Annotated in this window: 20 protein-coding genes; 12 read left to right on the top strand and 8 right to left on the bottom strand. The window is 61.3% G+C overall.

From position 1 onward, the window contains the following. Positions 1–26: 26 nt before the first annotated feature. The 5 genes from Thiowin_RS16860 to Thiowin_RS16840 form a co-directional block, all read right to left on the bottom strand. On the bottom strand, positions 27–1031 hold the full coding sequence (locus tag Thiowin_RS16860; RefSeq protein ID WP_328984133.1) for an aldo/keto reductase: 1005 nt from the start codon (positions 1029–1031) through the stop codon (positions 27–29). A 132-nt stretch (positions 1032–1163) separates the two neighbouring features. Further along, the gene (locus Thiowin_RS16855) at positions 1164–1370 is read right to left on the bottom strand and encodes a ChaB family protein (RefSeq protein WP_328984132.1); all 207 of its coding nucleotides are present in this window, start codon (positions 1368–1370) and stop codon (positions 1164–1166) included. 59 nt (positions 1371–1429) lie between these two features. Then, positions 1430–1585 carry a hypothetical protein gene (locus Thiowin_RS16850; protein ID WP_328984131.1) on the bottom strand — a complete coding sequence of 52 codons (156 nt, stop codon included), beginning with the start codon at positions 1583–1585 and terminating at the stop codon, positions 1430–1432. 37 nt (positions 1586–1622) lie between these two features. Then, complete coding sequence (locus tag Thiowin_RS16845; protein ID WP_328984130.1) at positions 1623–1880, bottom strand: hypothetical protein; 258 nt, start codon at positions 1878–1880, stop codon at positions 1623–1625. Between the two features lie 44 nt (positions 1881–1924). Continuing rightward, positions 1925–2773 (bottom strand): PRC-barrel domain-containing protein, encoded by an 849-nt coding sequence (locus Thiowin_RS16840; RefSeq protein ID WP_328984129.1) that lies wholly within the window; start codon positions 2771–2773, stop codon positions 1925–1927. A 476-nt stretch (positions 2774–3249) separates the two neighbouring features. Here Thiowin_RS16840 and Thiowin_RS16835 point away from each other — a divergent pair, with 476 nt between their 5' ends. From Thiowin_RS16835 to Thiowin_RS16820, 5 genes are all read left to right on the top strand, one after another. Continuing rightward, positions 3250–3831: a hypothetical protein gene (locus Thiowin_RS16835; RefSeq protein ID WP_328984128.1), complete on the top strand. Its 582-nt coding sequence runs from the start codon at positions 3250–3252 to the stop codon at positions 3829–3831. Next, positions 3818–3919, top strand: a complete 102-nt coding sequence (locus Thiowin_RS25580) for a DUF7680 family protein (RefSeq protein WP_456243439.1) — start codon at positions 3818–3820, stop codon at positions 3917–3919. The genes Thiowin_RS16835 and Thiowin_RS25580 overlap by 14 nt, the downstream gene beginning before the upstream one ends. A gap of 130 nt (positions 3920–4049) precedes the next feature. After that, positions 4050–4235: a hypothetical protein gene (locus Thiowin_RS16830; RefSeq protein ID WP_328984127.1), complete on the top strand. Its 186-nt coding sequence runs from the start codon at positions 4050–4052 to the stop codon at positions 4233–4235. Next, positions 4162–4587: a nucleotidyltransferase family protein gene (locus Thiowin_RS16825; protein WP_328984126.1), complete on the top strand. Its 426-nt coding sequence runs from the start codon at positions 4162–4164 to the stop codon at positions 4585–4587. Before Thiowin_RS16830 ends, Thiowin_RS16825 begins: the two co-directional genes overlap by 74 nt. Further along, positions 4562–4957, top strand: coding sequence for a HepT-like ribonuclease domain-containing protein (locus Thiowin_RS16820; protein ID WP_328984125.1), 396 nt, complete (start codon positions 4562–4564; stop codon positions 4955–4957). The genes Thiowin_RS16825 and Thiowin_RS16820 overlap by 26 nt, the downstream gene beginning before the upstream one ends. A 191-nt stretch (positions 4958–5148) precedes the next feature. Here Thiowin_RS16820 and Thiowin_RS16815 read toward each other — a convergent pair whose 3' ends face one another. The 3 genes from Thiowin_RS16815 to Thiowin_RS16805 are packed head-to-tail and all read right to left on the bottom strand — an operon-like array spanning position 5149 to position 7452. Next, positions 5149–5793, bottom strand: coding sequence for an Eco29kI family restriction endonuclease (locus tag Thiowin_RS16815; protein WP_328984124.1), 645 nt, complete (start codon positions 5791–5793; stop codon positions 5149–5151). Beyond that, a complete protein-coding gene (locus Thiowin_RS16810; RefSeq protein WP_328984123.1) occupies positions 5790–7007 on the bottom strand; it encodes a DNA cytosine methyltransferase in 1218 nt (405 codons plus the stop codon). Before Thiowin_RS16810 ends, Thiowin_RS16815 begins: the two co-directional genes overlap by 4 nt. Beyond that, a complete protein-coding gene (locus Thiowin_RS16805; protein ID WP_328984122.1) occupies positions 6994–7452 on the bottom strand; it encodes a very short patch repair endonuclease in 459 nt (152 codons plus the stop codon). Before Thiowin_RS16805 ends, Thiowin_RS16810 begins: the two co-directional genes overlap by 14 nt. Before the next feature lie 144 nt (positions 7453–7596). Here Thiowin_RS16805 and Thiowin_RS16800 point away from each other — a divergent pair, with 144 nt between their 5' ends. The 7 genes from Thiowin_RS16800 (at position 7597) to Thiowin_RS16775 (ending at position 14509) form a co-directional block, all read left to right on the top strand. Then, positions 7597–8373: a hypothetical protein gene (locus Thiowin_RS16800; protein WP_328984121.1), complete on the top strand. Its 777-nt coding sequence runs from the start codon at positions 7597–7599 to the stop codon at positions 8371–8373. Between the two features lie 74 nt (positions 8374–8447). Next, positions 8448–8723, top strand: a complete 276-nt coding sequence (locus Thiowin_RS16795) for a UPF0175 family protein (protein WP_328984120.1) — start codon at positions 8448–8450, stop codon at positions 8721–8723. Positions 8724–8789: 66 nt separating this feature from the next. Continuing rightward, positions 8790–8984, top strand: coding sequence for a DUF3368 domain-containing protein (locus Thiowin_RS25405; RefSeq protein WP_408034097.1), 195 nt, complete (start codon positions 8790–8792; stop codon positions 8982–8984). A gap of 158 nt (positions 8985–9142) precedes the next feature. Beyond that, positions 9143–9547 (top strand): UPF0175 family protein, encoded by a 405-nt coding sequence (locus Thiowin_RS16790; RefSeq protein ID WP_328984119.1) that lies wholly within the window; start codon positions 9143–9145, stop codon positions 9545–9547. Next, a complete protein-coding gene (locus Thiowin_RS16785; protein ID WP_328984118.1) occupies positions 9540–10025 on the top strand; it encodes a DUF3368 domain-containing protein in 486 nt (161 codons plus the stop codon). Before Thiowin_RS16790 ends, Thiowin_RS16785 begins: the two co-directional genes overlap by 8 nt. A gap of 69 nt (positions 10026–10094) precedes the next feature. Beyond that, the gene (locus Thiowin_RS16780) at positions 10095–10673 is read left to right on the top strand and encodes a Uma2 family endonuclease (protein WP_328984117.1); all 579 of its coding nucleotides are present in this window, start codon (positions 10095–10097) and stop codon (positions 10671–10673) included. A gap of 14 nt (positions 10674–10687) precedes the next feature. Continuing rightward, positions 10688–14509: a helicase-related protein gene (locus Thiowin_RS16775; protein WP_328984116.1), complete on the top strand. Its 3822-nt coding sequence runs from the start codon at positions 10688–10690 to the stop codon at positions 14507–14509. Positions 14510–14527 lie beyond the last annotated feature (18 nt).

Here is a 14527-nt window from a genome sequence, read left to right as displayed (position 1 = left end):
GCAAAGATAACGCCGGATCGAGAATTTTAACGTGATGGCTCGCGCGCCGGCGGGGCCATGAACTCCGGACCAACGGGGTCTTGAATCCGGCTGGCGAGAATCCGCTCGATCTCGGCCAGATCGGCCTCGCTGAGTGTCCAGTCGAAGACCTCGTCGATGGCGGACAGCTGTCCGGGATGACGCGCGCCCCAGAGTGCGATGTTGCCCTCGTATTGCTGCAGCAGCCAGCGCAGCGCGAGGCCAAGGACCGAATGGCCGCCGCGTTCGCTCGCAAGCGCCTTGAGGTCTTCGACGGCGGCGAGGTATTGCTCGAAACGCGGTGGCTGAAACTTGGGATCCGACAGGCGCAGGTCGTCGCCCTCGAACTGGGTGTCCGCCTGCATGCGCCCGGAGAGCAGACCGCGGCAGATGGCGCCGTAGCAGAGCGCGACCACCGCATGCTCGCGCGCCCAGGGCAGCAGATCGGCCTCAATCTGGCGCTCGAAGAGGTTGTAGGGCGGCTGCACGCTATGCAAGGGCGCCACGGCGCGAAATGCCTCGCATTGTGCCGGCGAGAAGTTACTCACGCCGATGGCGCGGATCTTACCCGCGTCGAGCAGCGCACGCATGGCCTCGGCGGTCTCGGCGATGGGCGTTTGCGGGTCCGGCCAGTGGACCTGGTAGAGATCGATATAGTCGGTCCCCAGTCGGCGCAGCGAGTCCTCGACCTCGCGCTCAATGCGTGCGCGACTGGCATTGCGCCAGACGCTGCCGTGGTCCTCGCTCCATTCCAGGGCGGTCTTGGTGGCGATGACCAATTCCTCGCGCCGGCCATGTTGGGCGATGGCTTTGCCAACCAGCTCCTCGCTGCGCCCGAAGCCATAAACCGGTGCTGTGTCGATCAGGTTGATGCCTTGTTCGGTGGCGCGCAGGACGGTCTGGATGGAGGCTTCTTCATCGGTTCCGCCCCACATCCAGCCGCCGATGGCCCAGGTGCCAAGTCCAATGCGGGAAACCTTGAGATCGGTATTGGGTAAGGTGATGCGTTCCATTGAGTCCTCGCAGAGTAGGTGTGTTGGTGGTGAATGCAAAAGGCTGATGATGGCGCCTGAGCACCGATTTCGGTTGGCTGTGGAGTCGGCTAACCCCTCGAAAACACCGCAACGAATGGCGGGCTTCCCGGATCAGCGCGAAACCCACTGGCCGTCGCGTTTTTCGTAGCGCTGTTTCACCGCGGACCAAGCGACCTTGTGGGCGGTGGTTTCCTGATCGCTTTGGTCCGCGTATTGATCCCAGGCGCTGTTGAAGGCCTTCAGATAGATATTCTGGGCGCCTTCGGGCAGGTTGTCGCGCACCGAGTCGGGAAGATCGGCGGTGGTCTGATAAGGCATACTGTTCTCCGATGATGGCGTTTCAGTGGTGACCCGCGTGATCAATTCAGCGCGCGGGATCAAGACGCGGGATCAAGAATGGCGTCGATCTGTTCGCGCCCCAGGGTTTCGGCCTCAAGCAGGTTTTTCGCCAGGCGTTCAAGCCGATCACGGTTTTCCTCGATCAACTGCCGGCTGTCGCGCTCGACGCCGGGCCAGCTTGGTCGCCTGCTCAACACACGCGTCAATAGGCCGGTATCGGTCGGCTCAGCGTCAATCTCGACCCCATGCTGCGAAGGTCACCTGTGCGATGCGATCCTCGCGCTCCGCCTGCTTTAGCTCGGTGTAGCTCAGTTCTTGTGGCGCGGGCGAGCGCAGCAGGGTCAGGGCGGCGGCGAGCGCAAAGATGGCGATCAGTGCGTGGATGTCATTGCGCCAGGGCGGGCCATCGGGCTCGCCGGGATGCCAGGCCTGGTGACGCAGCGCCTTGAGTTGTCCGCTGAGTTTGCGGTTGGAGTCGGAACGAGACATTGGATCTTCCGTGCGCCGCTTTTTAGGCTTGTCCTTTCGTGAACTCATTGCGCGCGATAAGGGCGACCGACGGCGTCATAGCGCACGACTTCCAGCCGCGCATTAATGGGTTCGTTCGGATCAAATGGGGGCGCCTTGTCGATGATATCGGGCGGAACATCCGCGTTCACCTGGCGCGAAACCCAATCGATGTCGATCACGGCATCGACTGGCAGCAGAATTTTCTTCGATAGCGGCAGGCGCGAGCTGTCCACAACCAGCGCGTGCAGCGCCCAGCTGCTATCCTCGACAATGAAATCGACAATCCGTCCGATCTTCTCGGAACCATTGCCGCCGTCGCTATCCCGCTCGGCGCCGACAGCGACCAGGTCATACCCGGTCACCTCGCGCACGGAGCGCAGGTGGACGTCTTCATTTTCCGCAATACCGCCTGGGCTGGTGTCAGAGTTGGCGCCCGACTCGGCATCCGCCTCCCCCAGCGCGGCCTCGTAGGCCAGCGGCTCCAGGCGCGCCGCCTGCGTGCCCGTCAGACCGGAGGGGAGCGGAAAGTCGCCCCACAGCCCGCTGCCAAGCCAATAGTCCGGGAGCGCATGGAAGCTGTTGTAGGCTTGTTCATAGCGGCGCGAGACCGGGGCATCGGTTTCCAGCGGCGGGCTTTGTTCGATCTGTTCCCGGGTCAGCTTGACCGCGATATGCTCAAGCTGCCAGTCCAGGTCCTCGATCTGTGCCGGTGAGATCAGCACCTTGCGCCCCGACAGCCAACCGCCGGTATCGGCCACCATGTAGCGCAGGGTCCAGCGCTCATCGTCGAACAGGAAATCTTTGCACCGCCCGATCTCGCCATCGCGTGCTTCGAGGCGGTAACCTTTGGGCTCTGACAAGCTTCTGAGCATCGAATCCTCCGTGGTTTTTTCAGTGCGCAACGCCGGCGAAGACCGCCATGGCGCCGCGCATGGGTGTATGCATAAAGCCATGCAGAAATCGAGCCAGTTGTTGAACAGCGCGCGCGCCTTGCAGGCACGGGCCGGTGCGGGTCAGGCAAGCAGGGGATATGCCCCGGAGCAGGGGGATTTGAACCAGATTGCGGCGTCTCAAGCGCGGCCTTTCATCTTGGCGCTGCGATGGATGCTTTGGCATGGATGCTCTCGTCGAGGAGATTCCCCGCGCCGGTTGGGCGCCGACGACATCGACATCCACCAGGTGCACTGGCCAGACTCGCAGTGGATAAAGGATGCCGCAGGGATTCGTGACCTTCGCATTGCGTGAATACGCGAGCCGTGATGTATCATGTTCTCCCCACGCGTTCAATGCCATCAGCATCCACCCCGATCAAGCTGACCCCGAAACAATTGCCCCGAGGGACACGGACATGCAAGAGGTGCGCTCAAGCTGCCAACCCCGGCCGGAGATCCTCGCCGGCACCTTCAACCCGGAAATTTTTACCGCGAGCCTCAGTCGGGTACTCGGCGACTATGCGCGCGGTGAGGCACGCGAAGGCGCCGCGTCCCTGTATTCCGATCCGGTCGCCTTTTTTCGCGATGCCACCTATCCCACCCAGGGGCTGCGCGACATTCTCGACAATGTGCTGGCGCGCCTGGTGCGGAACGATGCCGCGCGACCGGGAATGCAGCGTCTCGATGAAGCTTTCGGCGGCGGCAAGACCCACACCCTGATCGCCGTCACCCATGCCGCCAAGCAGGGACAGGATGTCGCTCCCTATCTCGACGGCATCGTCGGCAAGAACGCCGGCCCGACCGGCGGCGGCTCCGGTGGATTGCATCTGGAAAGCACCATCATCAAGCAGCTCTCGGACGAGGGCGAGCTGATCACCACCGAGCGCGCCACCACAGCGGAGACGCTGACGCTGGTCGGCAAGCTGTTTTTCGACACCGATGCGCAGGTCGCGCCTCGCGCTGTTTTTCCGCTTGCAAGCCAAGGTGCGCGATGTTGATCGCATCGAACTGGTTGGCCGGCGCGTGGCCATGCTCTCGCGCGAGGAAGCCGTTTACTGGTTGTCCAATGTCAGCAGCGCCGACTAGGCTCTGCGCAGTTGGGCGGTCAGCGGTCTGCGCCTGATGCTCTGTGGTGAGTCTGGCGACAAGCGCGCTGCAGCAGTGCTGGAGCGGCTAAGGGCGCGGGGATAGGCCGAAACGAAAGGCACAATAGCGGATGAAAACCTTGACATTAAAAATCGATGATCGTATCAGCGATCAATTTACCTGGCTGCTTGAACATTTTTCACCAAATAAAGTTCAGATTTTGGAGCAAAGTGAATACATTGATGATGACACCGATATTCGCGGCATTCCAGGGATTAAAAACAGCATTCTTGAAGCCAGAAATGAATCTGAGTGAAGGTATCACACACCACAGGAGCGCACAGCAACCCCGGTCGCGAATGAGCCGCGCCGAAACCCTCAGTCAACTAAGCGCTCATTTGCCGCACCTGGCCAACCGCTTCGGTATTGCATCGCTGGCGCTGTTCGGCTCCATGGCGCGCGATCAGGCACGGCCCGACAGCGATATTGATATTCTCGCCTGCTTCGATGGCCCGGCGACATCAGCGCGTTATTTTGGCGTCCTGTTTTATCTGGAAGATCTGCTCGGGTGCCCCATTGATCTGGTCACCGATAAAGCCCTGCGCGCGGAATTAAAACCCTTTATTGAAAAAGAAATGATCTATGTCAAAGCAAACGCCGCGGCGTGATTGGCGTCTCTATATTGATGACATCATTGACTTCTGTCATCGTGTTCTCAGATATACCGGTGGACTTAATCAAGAGCATTTTATTGACAGCGGAATCACCTATGACGCGACCTTGCGCAATCTCGAACTCATCGGCGAAGCAGCCAGTCAGTTACCGGACGCTGTGCGCAATGCTTATCCGGAGATTCCCTGGCGCATGATGATTGCCACACGCAACCGGATCATTCATGGCTATCTGGGTATCGATGATGACACCGTTTGGAGCATCATTCAGGACGATATTCCAGCGCTGCTCGATCAATTGAAAGGCTTGCCGGATCAAGAAGCCTTTGAGCTTGACCCTGATCACATAAACAAGGAACAGGATTGACACCCATGGATTCCAAGGACACCCGCCTGATCGAAGCCGGCTTTCCCTGTCATCAGGTGGGCGCCGAGACCCGGCGCGAGCGAAATACCGGCTTAGCGCCGCCGATGCACCGTCTGCACGCCTAGTGGGCGCGCCGCCCGCTGACGGCAAGCGGCGTCGGATGATGCAATCACTGGTCTATCCGGATGGCTCTAGGGCGTGATCAATTCGGCATCATCTGTTGGCGGGTTGTCTCGTAGGTATTGCTTTACGTCCGCCACGATTTGTTCAGCGCTTTCTTCTCGTGGTCGGCATTTTTGCGCCCACGCACGTCCTGGATGTAGCACATCCCATCTTGGTCGAACACCCGCATGCCGACCGGAGCCTGGGTCGTGGTTGCCGAACCCGTCGATGAGAAGATTCCACAACGGGTTGAATTTAGCGATCAACAAGGATTCGCCCAAAGGGATCCAGATATCGTCGACGACAAGAAAGCGACAGTGGAAATCGGCAAGGTTGAGATTCGTGGCCTCCTCGATACTACGCCGGTGTTGCGTGAGGCGATTGAAGAGCGCTTTCCCCGGATTTGCCTCTAGGTCGCCGCCTTTTCTCGCGCCCTTGGGCACGGCCTTGCCAACATAAATTGGGACGAGGCAACCCCGTTGGCGGTTCATGGATGCAATCGCTTCGTAGGCGGGAAATTCACCCTGGTAATAGATTGCGTAAACTCCCGCGCCCGAGAAGCTGGTGAGATCCGCCATCGCGGTCGGCGGTCGGCGCAGCAGCGCCTGACCGACACTTTCGCCCAGATGGCGCTTATGCAGCGGATTGAAGGGGATGACATTGTTGTCGTTCATGCCCGCTTCCTGGCGCGTTGATTCAGCAGCCCGCGCTCGTCGCACAGTGCCAGGTGCATGGCGACCGATGCCGCCACGCGACGCGCGAGCGCGACGGGCACAGCGTTTCCCAACTGGCGCATGGTTTCCGTCCAGGATCCATGGAAGACATACCCATCGGGAAAGGTCTGCAAGCGCGCGGATTCGCGCACAGTGAAATAGCGCACAGCGCCGTTTGAAAGGCGCATCATGTTTTCCCCGCCGGGGACGCCGTGATCTCCGGCCTTGAGCGTCTTCGCCGGTAAGTCCACCGGGCTTCCGGTATGACCTGGGTAGGCTTTGGCGCCGTCCTGAAAAACATGATTGTGGAATCCGTGCATTCCCAGCGGTTGCGTGGGGTCGGGCAGATCAACGAGCGCATCGCGGACGGTTCGCCAGGGCGCTTCATTGAAAAGCGCGAAGCCCCCGGACAGTTGGCGAATCCGTTTGGCGAATTTCGCGGGCAATGGCGGGCGGCGTTGCTTGGTGATGCGATGCCGTTCCCAGTACTCCCCGCTCACCCATTGGGAATAGAGCAAGGCGTCCAGACTGTGCGTGGCTCTTGGAAATGACCAGTCAACATCGAGATCGGAGCGAAAACCCACGATGAAGACCCGTTCACGGCATTGCGGCACGCCATGGTCGGCGGCATTCACCAAGGTCGGTAGCAGGTGATAGGTTAGGTCCGTGGTGCCCCGCGCGTTGGAAGTTTTCTTGGCTTGGAGCCGTTGCAGATGCTCAGTCCAGTTCTCCCGTGCCTTGCGCGCGACCTGGGGGAATTCCAGTTGCAGCAGGATATACTGAAAGTAGTTGGCGAAGCTCGAACGCGTGAGACCCTTGACGTTTTCGATGAGAAAGGAACGTGGGCGCAATACGCGGACGATATCCGCCGTGATGGGGAACATGTCGCGCGGATCATTATCCGCGCGATGTTTACCTCCCATGGAAAACGGCTGACAGGGTGGTCCGCCGGCCAGAAGATCGACTTGTTCGACCATGGACGACCAGTCGAAGTCCCGCACATCGCCCTCGAACAGGGGCCAATCCGCCACTGGGGCGTAGCCTCTTTGCTGGTTCTGCCTCACCGTCTTGCACGCCCAGGGATCCCGCTCGAAGACGCCGAGCGAGTCGAAGCCAGCAAAGCCGACCCCCATCGCCAGTCCACCGGCACCGGCAAAGAGTTCAACGGATTTCATCGCGATTTTCTCCGTCATTGCCGATCAGGAAGTGCTTGATCCGCTTGGCAAGTCCGGCCAAGTCTTTTTGCTGCATTTCACATTCCCAAATGACCATGACCTTCCATCCCATATCGACTAGCCGCTGTTGGTTCCTGTTGTCCCGTTCCTTGTTGGAATTGAGCTTCTCCTCCCAAAACGCGCGTTTCGATTTGGGCAGGCGCGCCAGGGCGCAGCCGTGGTGACGATGCCAGAAACAACCGTGCATGAAAATCACGGCCTTGCGAGAACGGAACACCAGATCCGGCGTGCCTGGCAAGTCCTTGACATGCAAACGGTACCTGTAACCCATGCCGTGGATCATGCGTCGCAGGCGCAGTTCCGCCGTGGAATCCTTGCCGCGGATTCTCGACATGCGTTCACTGCGTTCGGATGGGGTCAGCGTGTCCGTGAAATCCTCGTCCAAAACCGTGGTTTTCGGTCGGCGCGGTCGATGGATTGATCGCTGCCTGAGTCCCGACATGTTAAATTCGGCCGTCACGTGCAAGCGCCTAGGATAGCCTGTCGCATGTTCATGGTCGACATCCGCATTCAATAGAGAAGAACTGTCTTGAAGATCTCGCTGGCCTGTTACCCCACCGCGTGCGCCGAACGCGCCGAGCGCCAACCTTCAAGCTGGGCCTACGAGGTGCGCGCCCGGCTGGAAACCGCCGTGCGCGATGGGCTGGCCGAGTTCGCGCGCCTCAAGCTCAATCCGGTGGATCGCATGATCGCCTGCTGGGGTCGGGCGCCGCGGGTCTATTCCCAACACTGGCCGGTGCGGGATGGCGACGAGCTGGTGCCGCCCACCCGTGCGATGCGCGAGGCGGCCCGGGTGGTGGCGGAAGAGGAAGTCAGCCGCCTGTCCGGCGGCCTGGTTACCGTCGAGGATCTCGATGCCGAATCGCGCCTGGCGGTGATTGCGCTCGGCATCAACGGGCTGGGTGACTTTGCCTTCGACGACGCCTTGCAGATGAGCCGCTCGCTCAATTTTCACCTGCAACAGCGCAATGGCAACTATCGCGTCAGCGACGCCCTGGTTGCCTACGCCAGCGCCAGTGACAGCGAACGCGCCGCGCCCCTGGCCATTCGCGGCAATCGGCTGCGCTTGCTCAAACCCGAAGAACGCGCTCGCGTCCGTCTCGACAACCCCCAAACGCTTTGGGATCGGCTCTGCGGTCTGATTCTGCTCTATCGCGACGGCGGCATCGTCGCCGCGCGCAATTATCTCAGTGCCCACGGCCAGCTCGACAATCCCGCCCTGCGCGGCTTGCTCAAGGTCTGGGCCAACGAATGCGGCGATGAGACCCTGCAACGCGAGGCGCGGTTGATTGATTATGAGCTTTAGCCGAAACGTCATGATGATGTCATGAACCCTTAGACGAGCGACGGATTGCCTTTGTTTTAGAGAGGTTGTTTGCAATGAATCTGGCCTTTGAAATCGACCCCGGGGTATTTGCCAGTGTGCGCCATGATCCTGACGAGTTCGTGCGCGAACTGCGTTTGGCTGCCGCGGTGAAATGGTATGAACTCGAGCGGATCAGCCAAGGGCGAGCGGCGGAAATCGCTGGTCTCTCGCGGGCTGAATTTATCTCCGCACTGGGTGATTTTGGAGTGACGCCCTTTCAACAGACAGGCGATGAAATTCTGGCGGATATCAAAATGCTCGATCGCTGGCTTGGGTCTGGAGGTGGCTGACAGATTTGAGCCGCCTATCTTGACGCAGTACTGAGTCTGGCGTTGCAATCCGCGTCTTTAACAGTGATGGATGATCGCGAAGCCCGCCGAGCCGCTTGTGCGCTGAAGGTTCCTGTGGTGGGTACGCTTGGGATTGTCTTGCAATCCACACGAAAGGGGCTTGTTCAATCACCGCAATCTCTGGTGCAGTCGCTTCGCCACGCGGGTCTGCGACTCAATGATCGAGCGATTGAACAGGCCATGCGGAGTATTTTTCCTTAAAACAAGCGTTCCAAGCAGATAATCTCGCACTGAGATCGCGCATGACAGCCTTGGCCGACCAACTCACACGCTATGACCATCTTGCAGCCCAGCCTTAAGGGCTGACAGGGGAGAGTTTGAATGGGCAGCTTTATACTCAAGCAGATTGATTATGCGCTTTGATTGCGCAAAAAGTCCTGCAGCGGCTGGCGCATGTAACGCTTCAACAAGTGATTGCCAATTTTCATAAGGAAGACTCCATGCGCACTTATCCTTTGTCCGAATTAACACAGTTCAGAACCGACGTGCTCAATGATAGTCAGTCAGGTCAGCTCGCCGTGGTCACCGACGAGGGCCGCCCCATTTTTTTGGCGGTTCCCTTCGACGAAGCCATGGTAAAACGCGGCTTGAACCTTGACTTGGCGATTAAGCTTTTCGATGAGGATGTCCTCTCCTTGGGACGCGCCGCCGAGCTGGCAGGTATGAATCGCATCGACTTCATGAACCTTCTTGGTGAAATGGGGATCCCAGTGGTGCGCTATTCGCCGGAGGAATTGCAACAGGAGTTAGCGGAGTTTGCGTGAACTGCTCATCGCCGATGCTGGACCACTGATCGCGCTGGCGCGGATTGATCGACTCTGGCTGCTGCCTCGTCTCTTTGCGCAAACCATCACCACTGAGATTGTCTGGTCAGAGTGCTTTGCCAATCCATCTGATGTGGAACAAGCTCGGTTGAATCTGGCCCTTGCCGCGGGATGGGTTGAGCGGGTCGCCGTTCCCGCATTGCCCCATGATTGGCGTCTGGGACTGGGAGAAACCTCTGCCATCAGCTTGGCGCTGGCGCACCAGGCAGCGGTGCTGATTGACGAACGGGCAGCGCGGCGAACCGCCACAAGGCTTGGGCTACCGCTAATCGGCACGGTCGGCCTGCTAACGCTGGCCAAGCAACGGGAACTCATCCCCGCCATACGCGAGGATCTCTATCACTTAGCCGCCAGCGGCTATCGACTCTCTCCGGACTTGCTGTCCAATGCCTTGGCATTCGTCGGAGAAGCCCCATGACCGAATCACGGGTCGTTATATCAGGGACTGACGGCCCGGTGAGCCGACCTTCTAGCACTGAGATCGCACATGACAGCTCTTGCCTACCAACTCACACTTTATGACCATCTCGCAGCCCTGCCGGAGGGGCTGAGCGGGGAGATTTTGAACGGGCAGCTTTACACCCAGCCGCGCCCGAGTGGGCGACATGGGCATGTGCAAACCGGACTGGCCAGCGATCTGGTCACGCCTTTCGAGCGCGGGCGCGGCGGCCCGGGCGGCTGGTGGATCCTTATGGAGCCAGAAGTTCACTTCATTCGCGATACCGAAGTCGCCGTGCCTGATCTAGCCGGCTGGTGCCGCGAGCGCATGCCGCGGATTCCCGACGGCCATCGCTTCGAGGTGGCGCCGGACTGGGTGTGCGAAATTCTCTCGCCCGGGACCGAGAGCAAGGATCGCGAGATCAAACTGCCACTTTATGCTCACTATGGAGTATCCCATGCCTGGCTGTTGGATCCGAAAAAACGCCGGCTGGAAGTCTATGCGTTAGATGCTGGGGGCGGACAACAACCCAACTGGCGCCTAGTGCTGGAGGCGGGCGAGGCGCAGCAGGTGCGAGCACCGCCGTTCGGCGAACTGTTGCTCAATCTTGAGCTTCTTTGGGTGTAACTCGAAGCCAGAGCATGACCAGCTTGCGTTTGCGCGACTATCCCTGGCGGCCGAGCTATGCGACCTCGGATCTTCCGGCGACGGGCCAGCCGGTGGACATGCTGCGGGATTTTTACCTCCCGGCGCTTACGCGCGCGATTCGCTATGACCGGGTGGCGGGCTATTTCACCTCCAGCTCGCTGGCGGCGGCTTCCCAAGGCTTTTCCCATTTCGTCGGTCAAGGCGGGCAGGCGCGTTTTGTTGTCGGCTTGCAGCTTGACCCCGAAGATGCTCAGGCGATTCTCGACGGCGACCAGGCGCGCGCCGAAGCACGCTTGCTGGCGCAACTGGACGACGCGCCGCGATGGCCGGTGGCGGTTCGCAATGGCGTCGAGTTGCTCGGCTGGATGGTGGCGCGCGGGGTGCTCAGCATTCGTGTCGGCCTGCGTGTGCATGGCGGCGATGGCCACCCGCGTCCGCTCGATTACGCCGGCGACGGCTATCTGCACGAGAAATGGGCGATTTTCCGCGATGCGACCGACGCGCTGTTCGTCTCCGGTTCGCTGAACGAGTCGCGCACCGCGCTGGCGGTGAATGCGGAGAACATCACCGTGCAGCCGTCCTGGAACGACTGGAATCGCGACTTGTTCGCGGAAAAAGAACACAGCTTCGCTCGGCTCTGGGACGGCACTCATCCCCATATCCGTACTCTGAGCCTGCCCGAGGCGGTCGCGGCGCGCTTGATCGAAATCGCCCAGGGCAATCGGCGGCCAAGCGAGATCGACGGCACGGCGGCCCACGCGGACTTGATCTGCCGCCACGACTGGGCCGCCGATCCCAATGGCCAGCCGGTCAAGCCGAGTTTCAACGAACAACTGGCCTTTGCCCTGATCCGACTCGCGCCTCTGCTGCCGGGCGGTGAGCGGGCCGCCATGGACACCCTGCCAATTGAGCCCTGGCCGCATCAGCGCTTTGTCGCCCGGCGACTGCTTGCGACCTGGCCGCGCAACCATCTGCTGTGCGATGAGGTCGGTCTGGGCAAGACCATCGAAGCTGGGCTGGCGTTTCGCGCGCTGTGGCTCAGCGGGCGGGCGCGTAGCATTCGAGTGTTCGCGCCGGCGTCGCTGACCGCGCAATGGCTGCGCGAGATGGCGGAGAAGTTCCTGCTGCCCTTTGTGCGCCGCACCAACCGCGCGGGGGACTGGGAGCGCATCGATCTGCGCACCGGTGAAGTCATCGCCGGCAAGGGGCGGTTGTTCGATGCACCGCTGGAGATCATTTCCACGGGCTTGCTGATTAATCGCCAGGGTGGGCGGATCCTGGCGGAGATGCCGGAGACGGATCTGGTGCTGGTGGACGAGGCGCACAAGGCGCGTCGCGACGCCCCGGATCAGCGTGCGCGCTTGCCGCGTTTCAATCGACTCTATCAGGAGCTGGAGGAGCGGCTCTATCCCAAAGCCAAGGCGCTGTGGTTGGCGACCGCCACGCCGATGCAAATCAATCGCGTCGAGGCGTTCGATTTGCTGCGGCTGATGCCTGCCGCCGGGGCGGTGCAATACTCGGAGGATCTTTGCGACCTGTTTTACCGGCTGCCCGACCGCCTGCTCGCCGGGGACAGTCTGCAACCGCATGAGGAGCAATGGTTGCAGCGCTATCTGCGCGAGGCGCGCGAATCAGCGCCAGAGCAGTGGCACTTTGCGCTGGAGCAGGTGTTGGGGCTGTTTGGGCAGATGGGGCTGAATGACTTTGTTGATCGTGGTCAGTCACCGCTCGGCGGATGGGGCGAGCTGCAACCGGCGCTGAGCTTGCTGGCGCCGCTCGGCCGGGCGATGCTGCGGCACAATCGCTCGCTGCTGCGTGCCTATCAACAGCAGGGCCTGCTCAACGCCAATCTGGCCAAGCGCGAGGTGCAGCCGTGCATCATTGCCATGACCGCGGACGAGCGCGAGGTGTATGACCAGCTCCAAGGCTACTGCGCCGAGCTGGCACAGCGCATCGGTGAGAACATGGACGAAGGCCGCCAGCGCGCGGCGATCGGCTTTTATTTGAGCTTTCTGCGCCTGCGCCTGGCATCGTCCTTTCAAGCGCTGCGCTGTTCTATGGAACGGCGGTTGGTCAAGATCGCGCAGACCCTGGCGCACAAGGCCGGATCGCTCGGGGTGGATGAATCCAACCGCGAGCTGCTCGAAGAACTCGACGAGACTCAGATCGAGGCCTTGGTGCTAAAACATCGCACCGAGAGCGATCTGACCTGGGAACAGACGGCGGTCGAGGACTTGCTTGCGGCCATCGCCCGTTTGTCGGGGCTACCGAGCAAGACGCGCCATCTGTTGCGGCAACTCGACGGGCGTCGCCTACCGGACAGCGACCGCCTGCGCCAGGTGGTGATTTTCACGCGCTACACGGATACGCTCGATGCCCTGCATGCCGAGCTGTGTGGCCGCCTGCCGGGTTGTCCCATTGGCACCTTCACTGGCGAGGGCGGGTGCCTGCGCGCGGCTGGCACGGCACGCACCAAGCCGCTGGACCGCACCGCGATTAAGCAGCAATTTGTCGCCGGCGAGATCGATCTGCTGCTGTGCACCGATGCCGCCGCCGAGGGCTTGAATCTGCAAAGCGCCGACTGGCTGATCAACTTCGATCTGCCCTGGAAGCCGATGATGCTGGAACAGCGCATCGGGCGCATTGATCGCATCGGGCAGCATCATACGCGGATTTTCGTGTTCAACTATCTGTATCAGGACAGCGTCGAGGAGGTGGTCTATGCGCGCCTGGTGCGCCGCTTTCGCGATGCGATCAGCGTGGCCGGGGAGTTGCAGTTCTCGCTGCTGCCAATTCAGAGCGAAGATTTCGAGGACTTTGCCAAGTCCGCACAGGAGCCGGGAGGGATCGACGAGGCGGGGCTGCTCGCGCGGGCCGAGGCCCATGCGCGCGAGATCGGCGAGCGCCAGCGGCTGACGGAGCTGCCCGCCGAGGCGCTGAAAGCCGCCTACGATGCGCTGGATAGCGCAGCCGCACTGGAGCCCCAGTCGGCGCGTCTTGAGACTGTCTGGCAGGTGTTGCGCCAGAGCGCTCAGCCGGGTGGCTATCTGCATGCGCTGGGTGTTCGGGTTGAAACCTTTCCGCCAGGCGAAGCGCTCGCGCTGCCGGTCCTGGGCGGCATGGAGGGGCCGGTGCGACTGACGCCGTCGCGACAGCTGTTCGAGCTGGGCATCGGACTGGATGATGGGCGCCGGCTGCATTTCGCGACCCATGGCGATCCGGTCTTCGAACAACTGCTCGATCTGGTGCTCAGGCCGGATCCAACCCTGTTCGACCGCATCCATCGTGCTTGGGAAGCACGCGAACCTCTGGCGGCCGTGCAGTTGGGGGAGCAGCGCCTGACCCGCCTTGACGACGGGCTGGTCGCGGCGTCTCTCAGCGCCGGCCCGCTTGCATTGCAGCCACGAACTGTGCCAGCAAACGCGCCTGCGTCCGACCGCATCGGGCGGGCTCAAGTCCGGGTGCTTGAGCGTGCCGCGGCCTATCTGGCGCAGTCCAAGCTCAAGGCGGAGCCGGCCACGGTTGCGCAACAGATGGCGGAATTTCAGCGTTTTCAGCAGGATGTTAGCCGGCGCGTGCCGCCGCTGGTGCGCTTTGGTTTCGGCGTGCCGGATCGCCAGGACATCCTGGCCTTGGCCGAGCGGCTGTTGTGGCCGCTAGCGGAGGATCCCGCCGGCGTTCGCATCGAGGGTGACCCGCTGCTGCTTGCCGCCATCGCCGACCTGCTCCAGCGCCAACTCAGCGAGATGAAGCCCAATCAGCGCACCGGGCAAGCCGTGGCGCGAGGCCTGCGCGCGGGTGCCGCACGGTTGTGACGCGGGATCTGTCTGGCG

The organism is Thiorhodovibrio winogradskyi (assembly GCF_036208045.1).
GTDB classification, from domain to species: domain Bacteria; phylum Pseudomonadota; class Gammaproteobacteria; order Chromatiales; family Chromatiaceae; genus Thiorhodovibrio; species Thiorhodovibrio winogradskyi.
The sequence above is the reverse complement of the archived record's forward strand: the minus strand, read 5'-3'. Positions and strand labels throughout refer to the sequence as shown.

What these genes read in the sequence shown, in the direction of transcription:
- Thiowin_RS16775 (WP_328984116.1), top strand. Translation starts at nt 10,688, where the DNA reads ATGACCAGCTTGCGTTTGCGCGACTATCCCTGGCGGCCGAGCTATGCG.
- Thiowin_RS16835 (WP_328984128.1), top strand. Translation starts at nt 3,250, where the DNA reads ATGCAAGAGGTGCGCTCAAGCTGCCAACCCCGGCCGGAGATCCTCGCC.
- Thiowin_RS16825 (WP_328984126.1), top strand. Translation starts at nt 4,162, where the DNA reads ATGATGACACCGATATTCGCGGCATTCCAGGGATTAAAAACAGCATTC.
- Thiowin_RS16855 (WP_328984132.1), bottom strand. Translation starts at nt 1,370, where the DNA reads ATGCCTTATCAGACCACCGCCGATCTTCCCGACTCGGTGCGCGACAAC.
- Thiowin_RS16845 (WP_328984130.1), bottom strand. Translation starts at nt 1,880, where the DNA reads ATGTCTCGTTCCGACTCCAACCGCAAACTCAGCGGACAACTCAAGGCG.
- Thiowin_RS16840 (WP_328984129.1), bottom strand. Translation starts at nt 2,773, where the DNA reads ATGCTCAGAAGCTTGTCAGAGCCCAAAGGTTACCGCCTCGAAGCACGC.
- Thiowin_RS16860 (WP_328984133.1), bottom strand. Translation starts at nt 1,031, where the DNA reads ATGGAACGCATCACCTTACCCAATACCGATCTCAAGGTTTCCCGCATT.
- Thiowin_RS25405 (WP_408034097.1), top strand. Translation starts at nt 8,790, where the DNA reads ATGGATGATCGCGAAGCCCGCCGAGCCGCTTGTGCGCTGAAGGTTCCT.
- Thiowin_RS16810 (WP_328984123.1), bottom strand. Translation starts at nt 7,007, where the DNA reads ATGAAATCCGTTGAACTCTTTGCCGGTGCCGGTGGACTGGCGATGGGG.
- Thiowin_RS16780 (WP_328984117.1), top strand. Translation starts at nt 10,095, where the DNA reads ATGACAGCTCTTGCCTACCAACTCACACTTTATGACCATCTCGCAGCC.
- Thiowin_RS16815 (WP_328984124.1), bottom strand. Translation starts at nt 5,793, where the DNA reads ATGAACGACAACAATGTCATCCCCTTCAATCCGCTGCATAAGCGCCAT.
- Thiowin_RS16795 (WP_328984120.1), top strand. Translation starts at nt 8,448, where the DNA reads ATGAATCTGGCCTTTGAAATCGACCCCGGGGTATTTGCCAGTGTGCGC.
- Thiowin_RS16830 (WP_328984127.1), top strand. Translation starts at nt 4,050, where the DNA reads ATGAAAACCTTGACATTAAAAATCGATGATCGTATCAGCGATCAATTT.
- Thiowin_RS16820 (WP_328984125.1), top strand. Translation starts at nt 4,562, where the DNA reads ATGTCAAAGCAAACGCCGCGGCGTGATTGGCGTCTCTATATTGATGAC.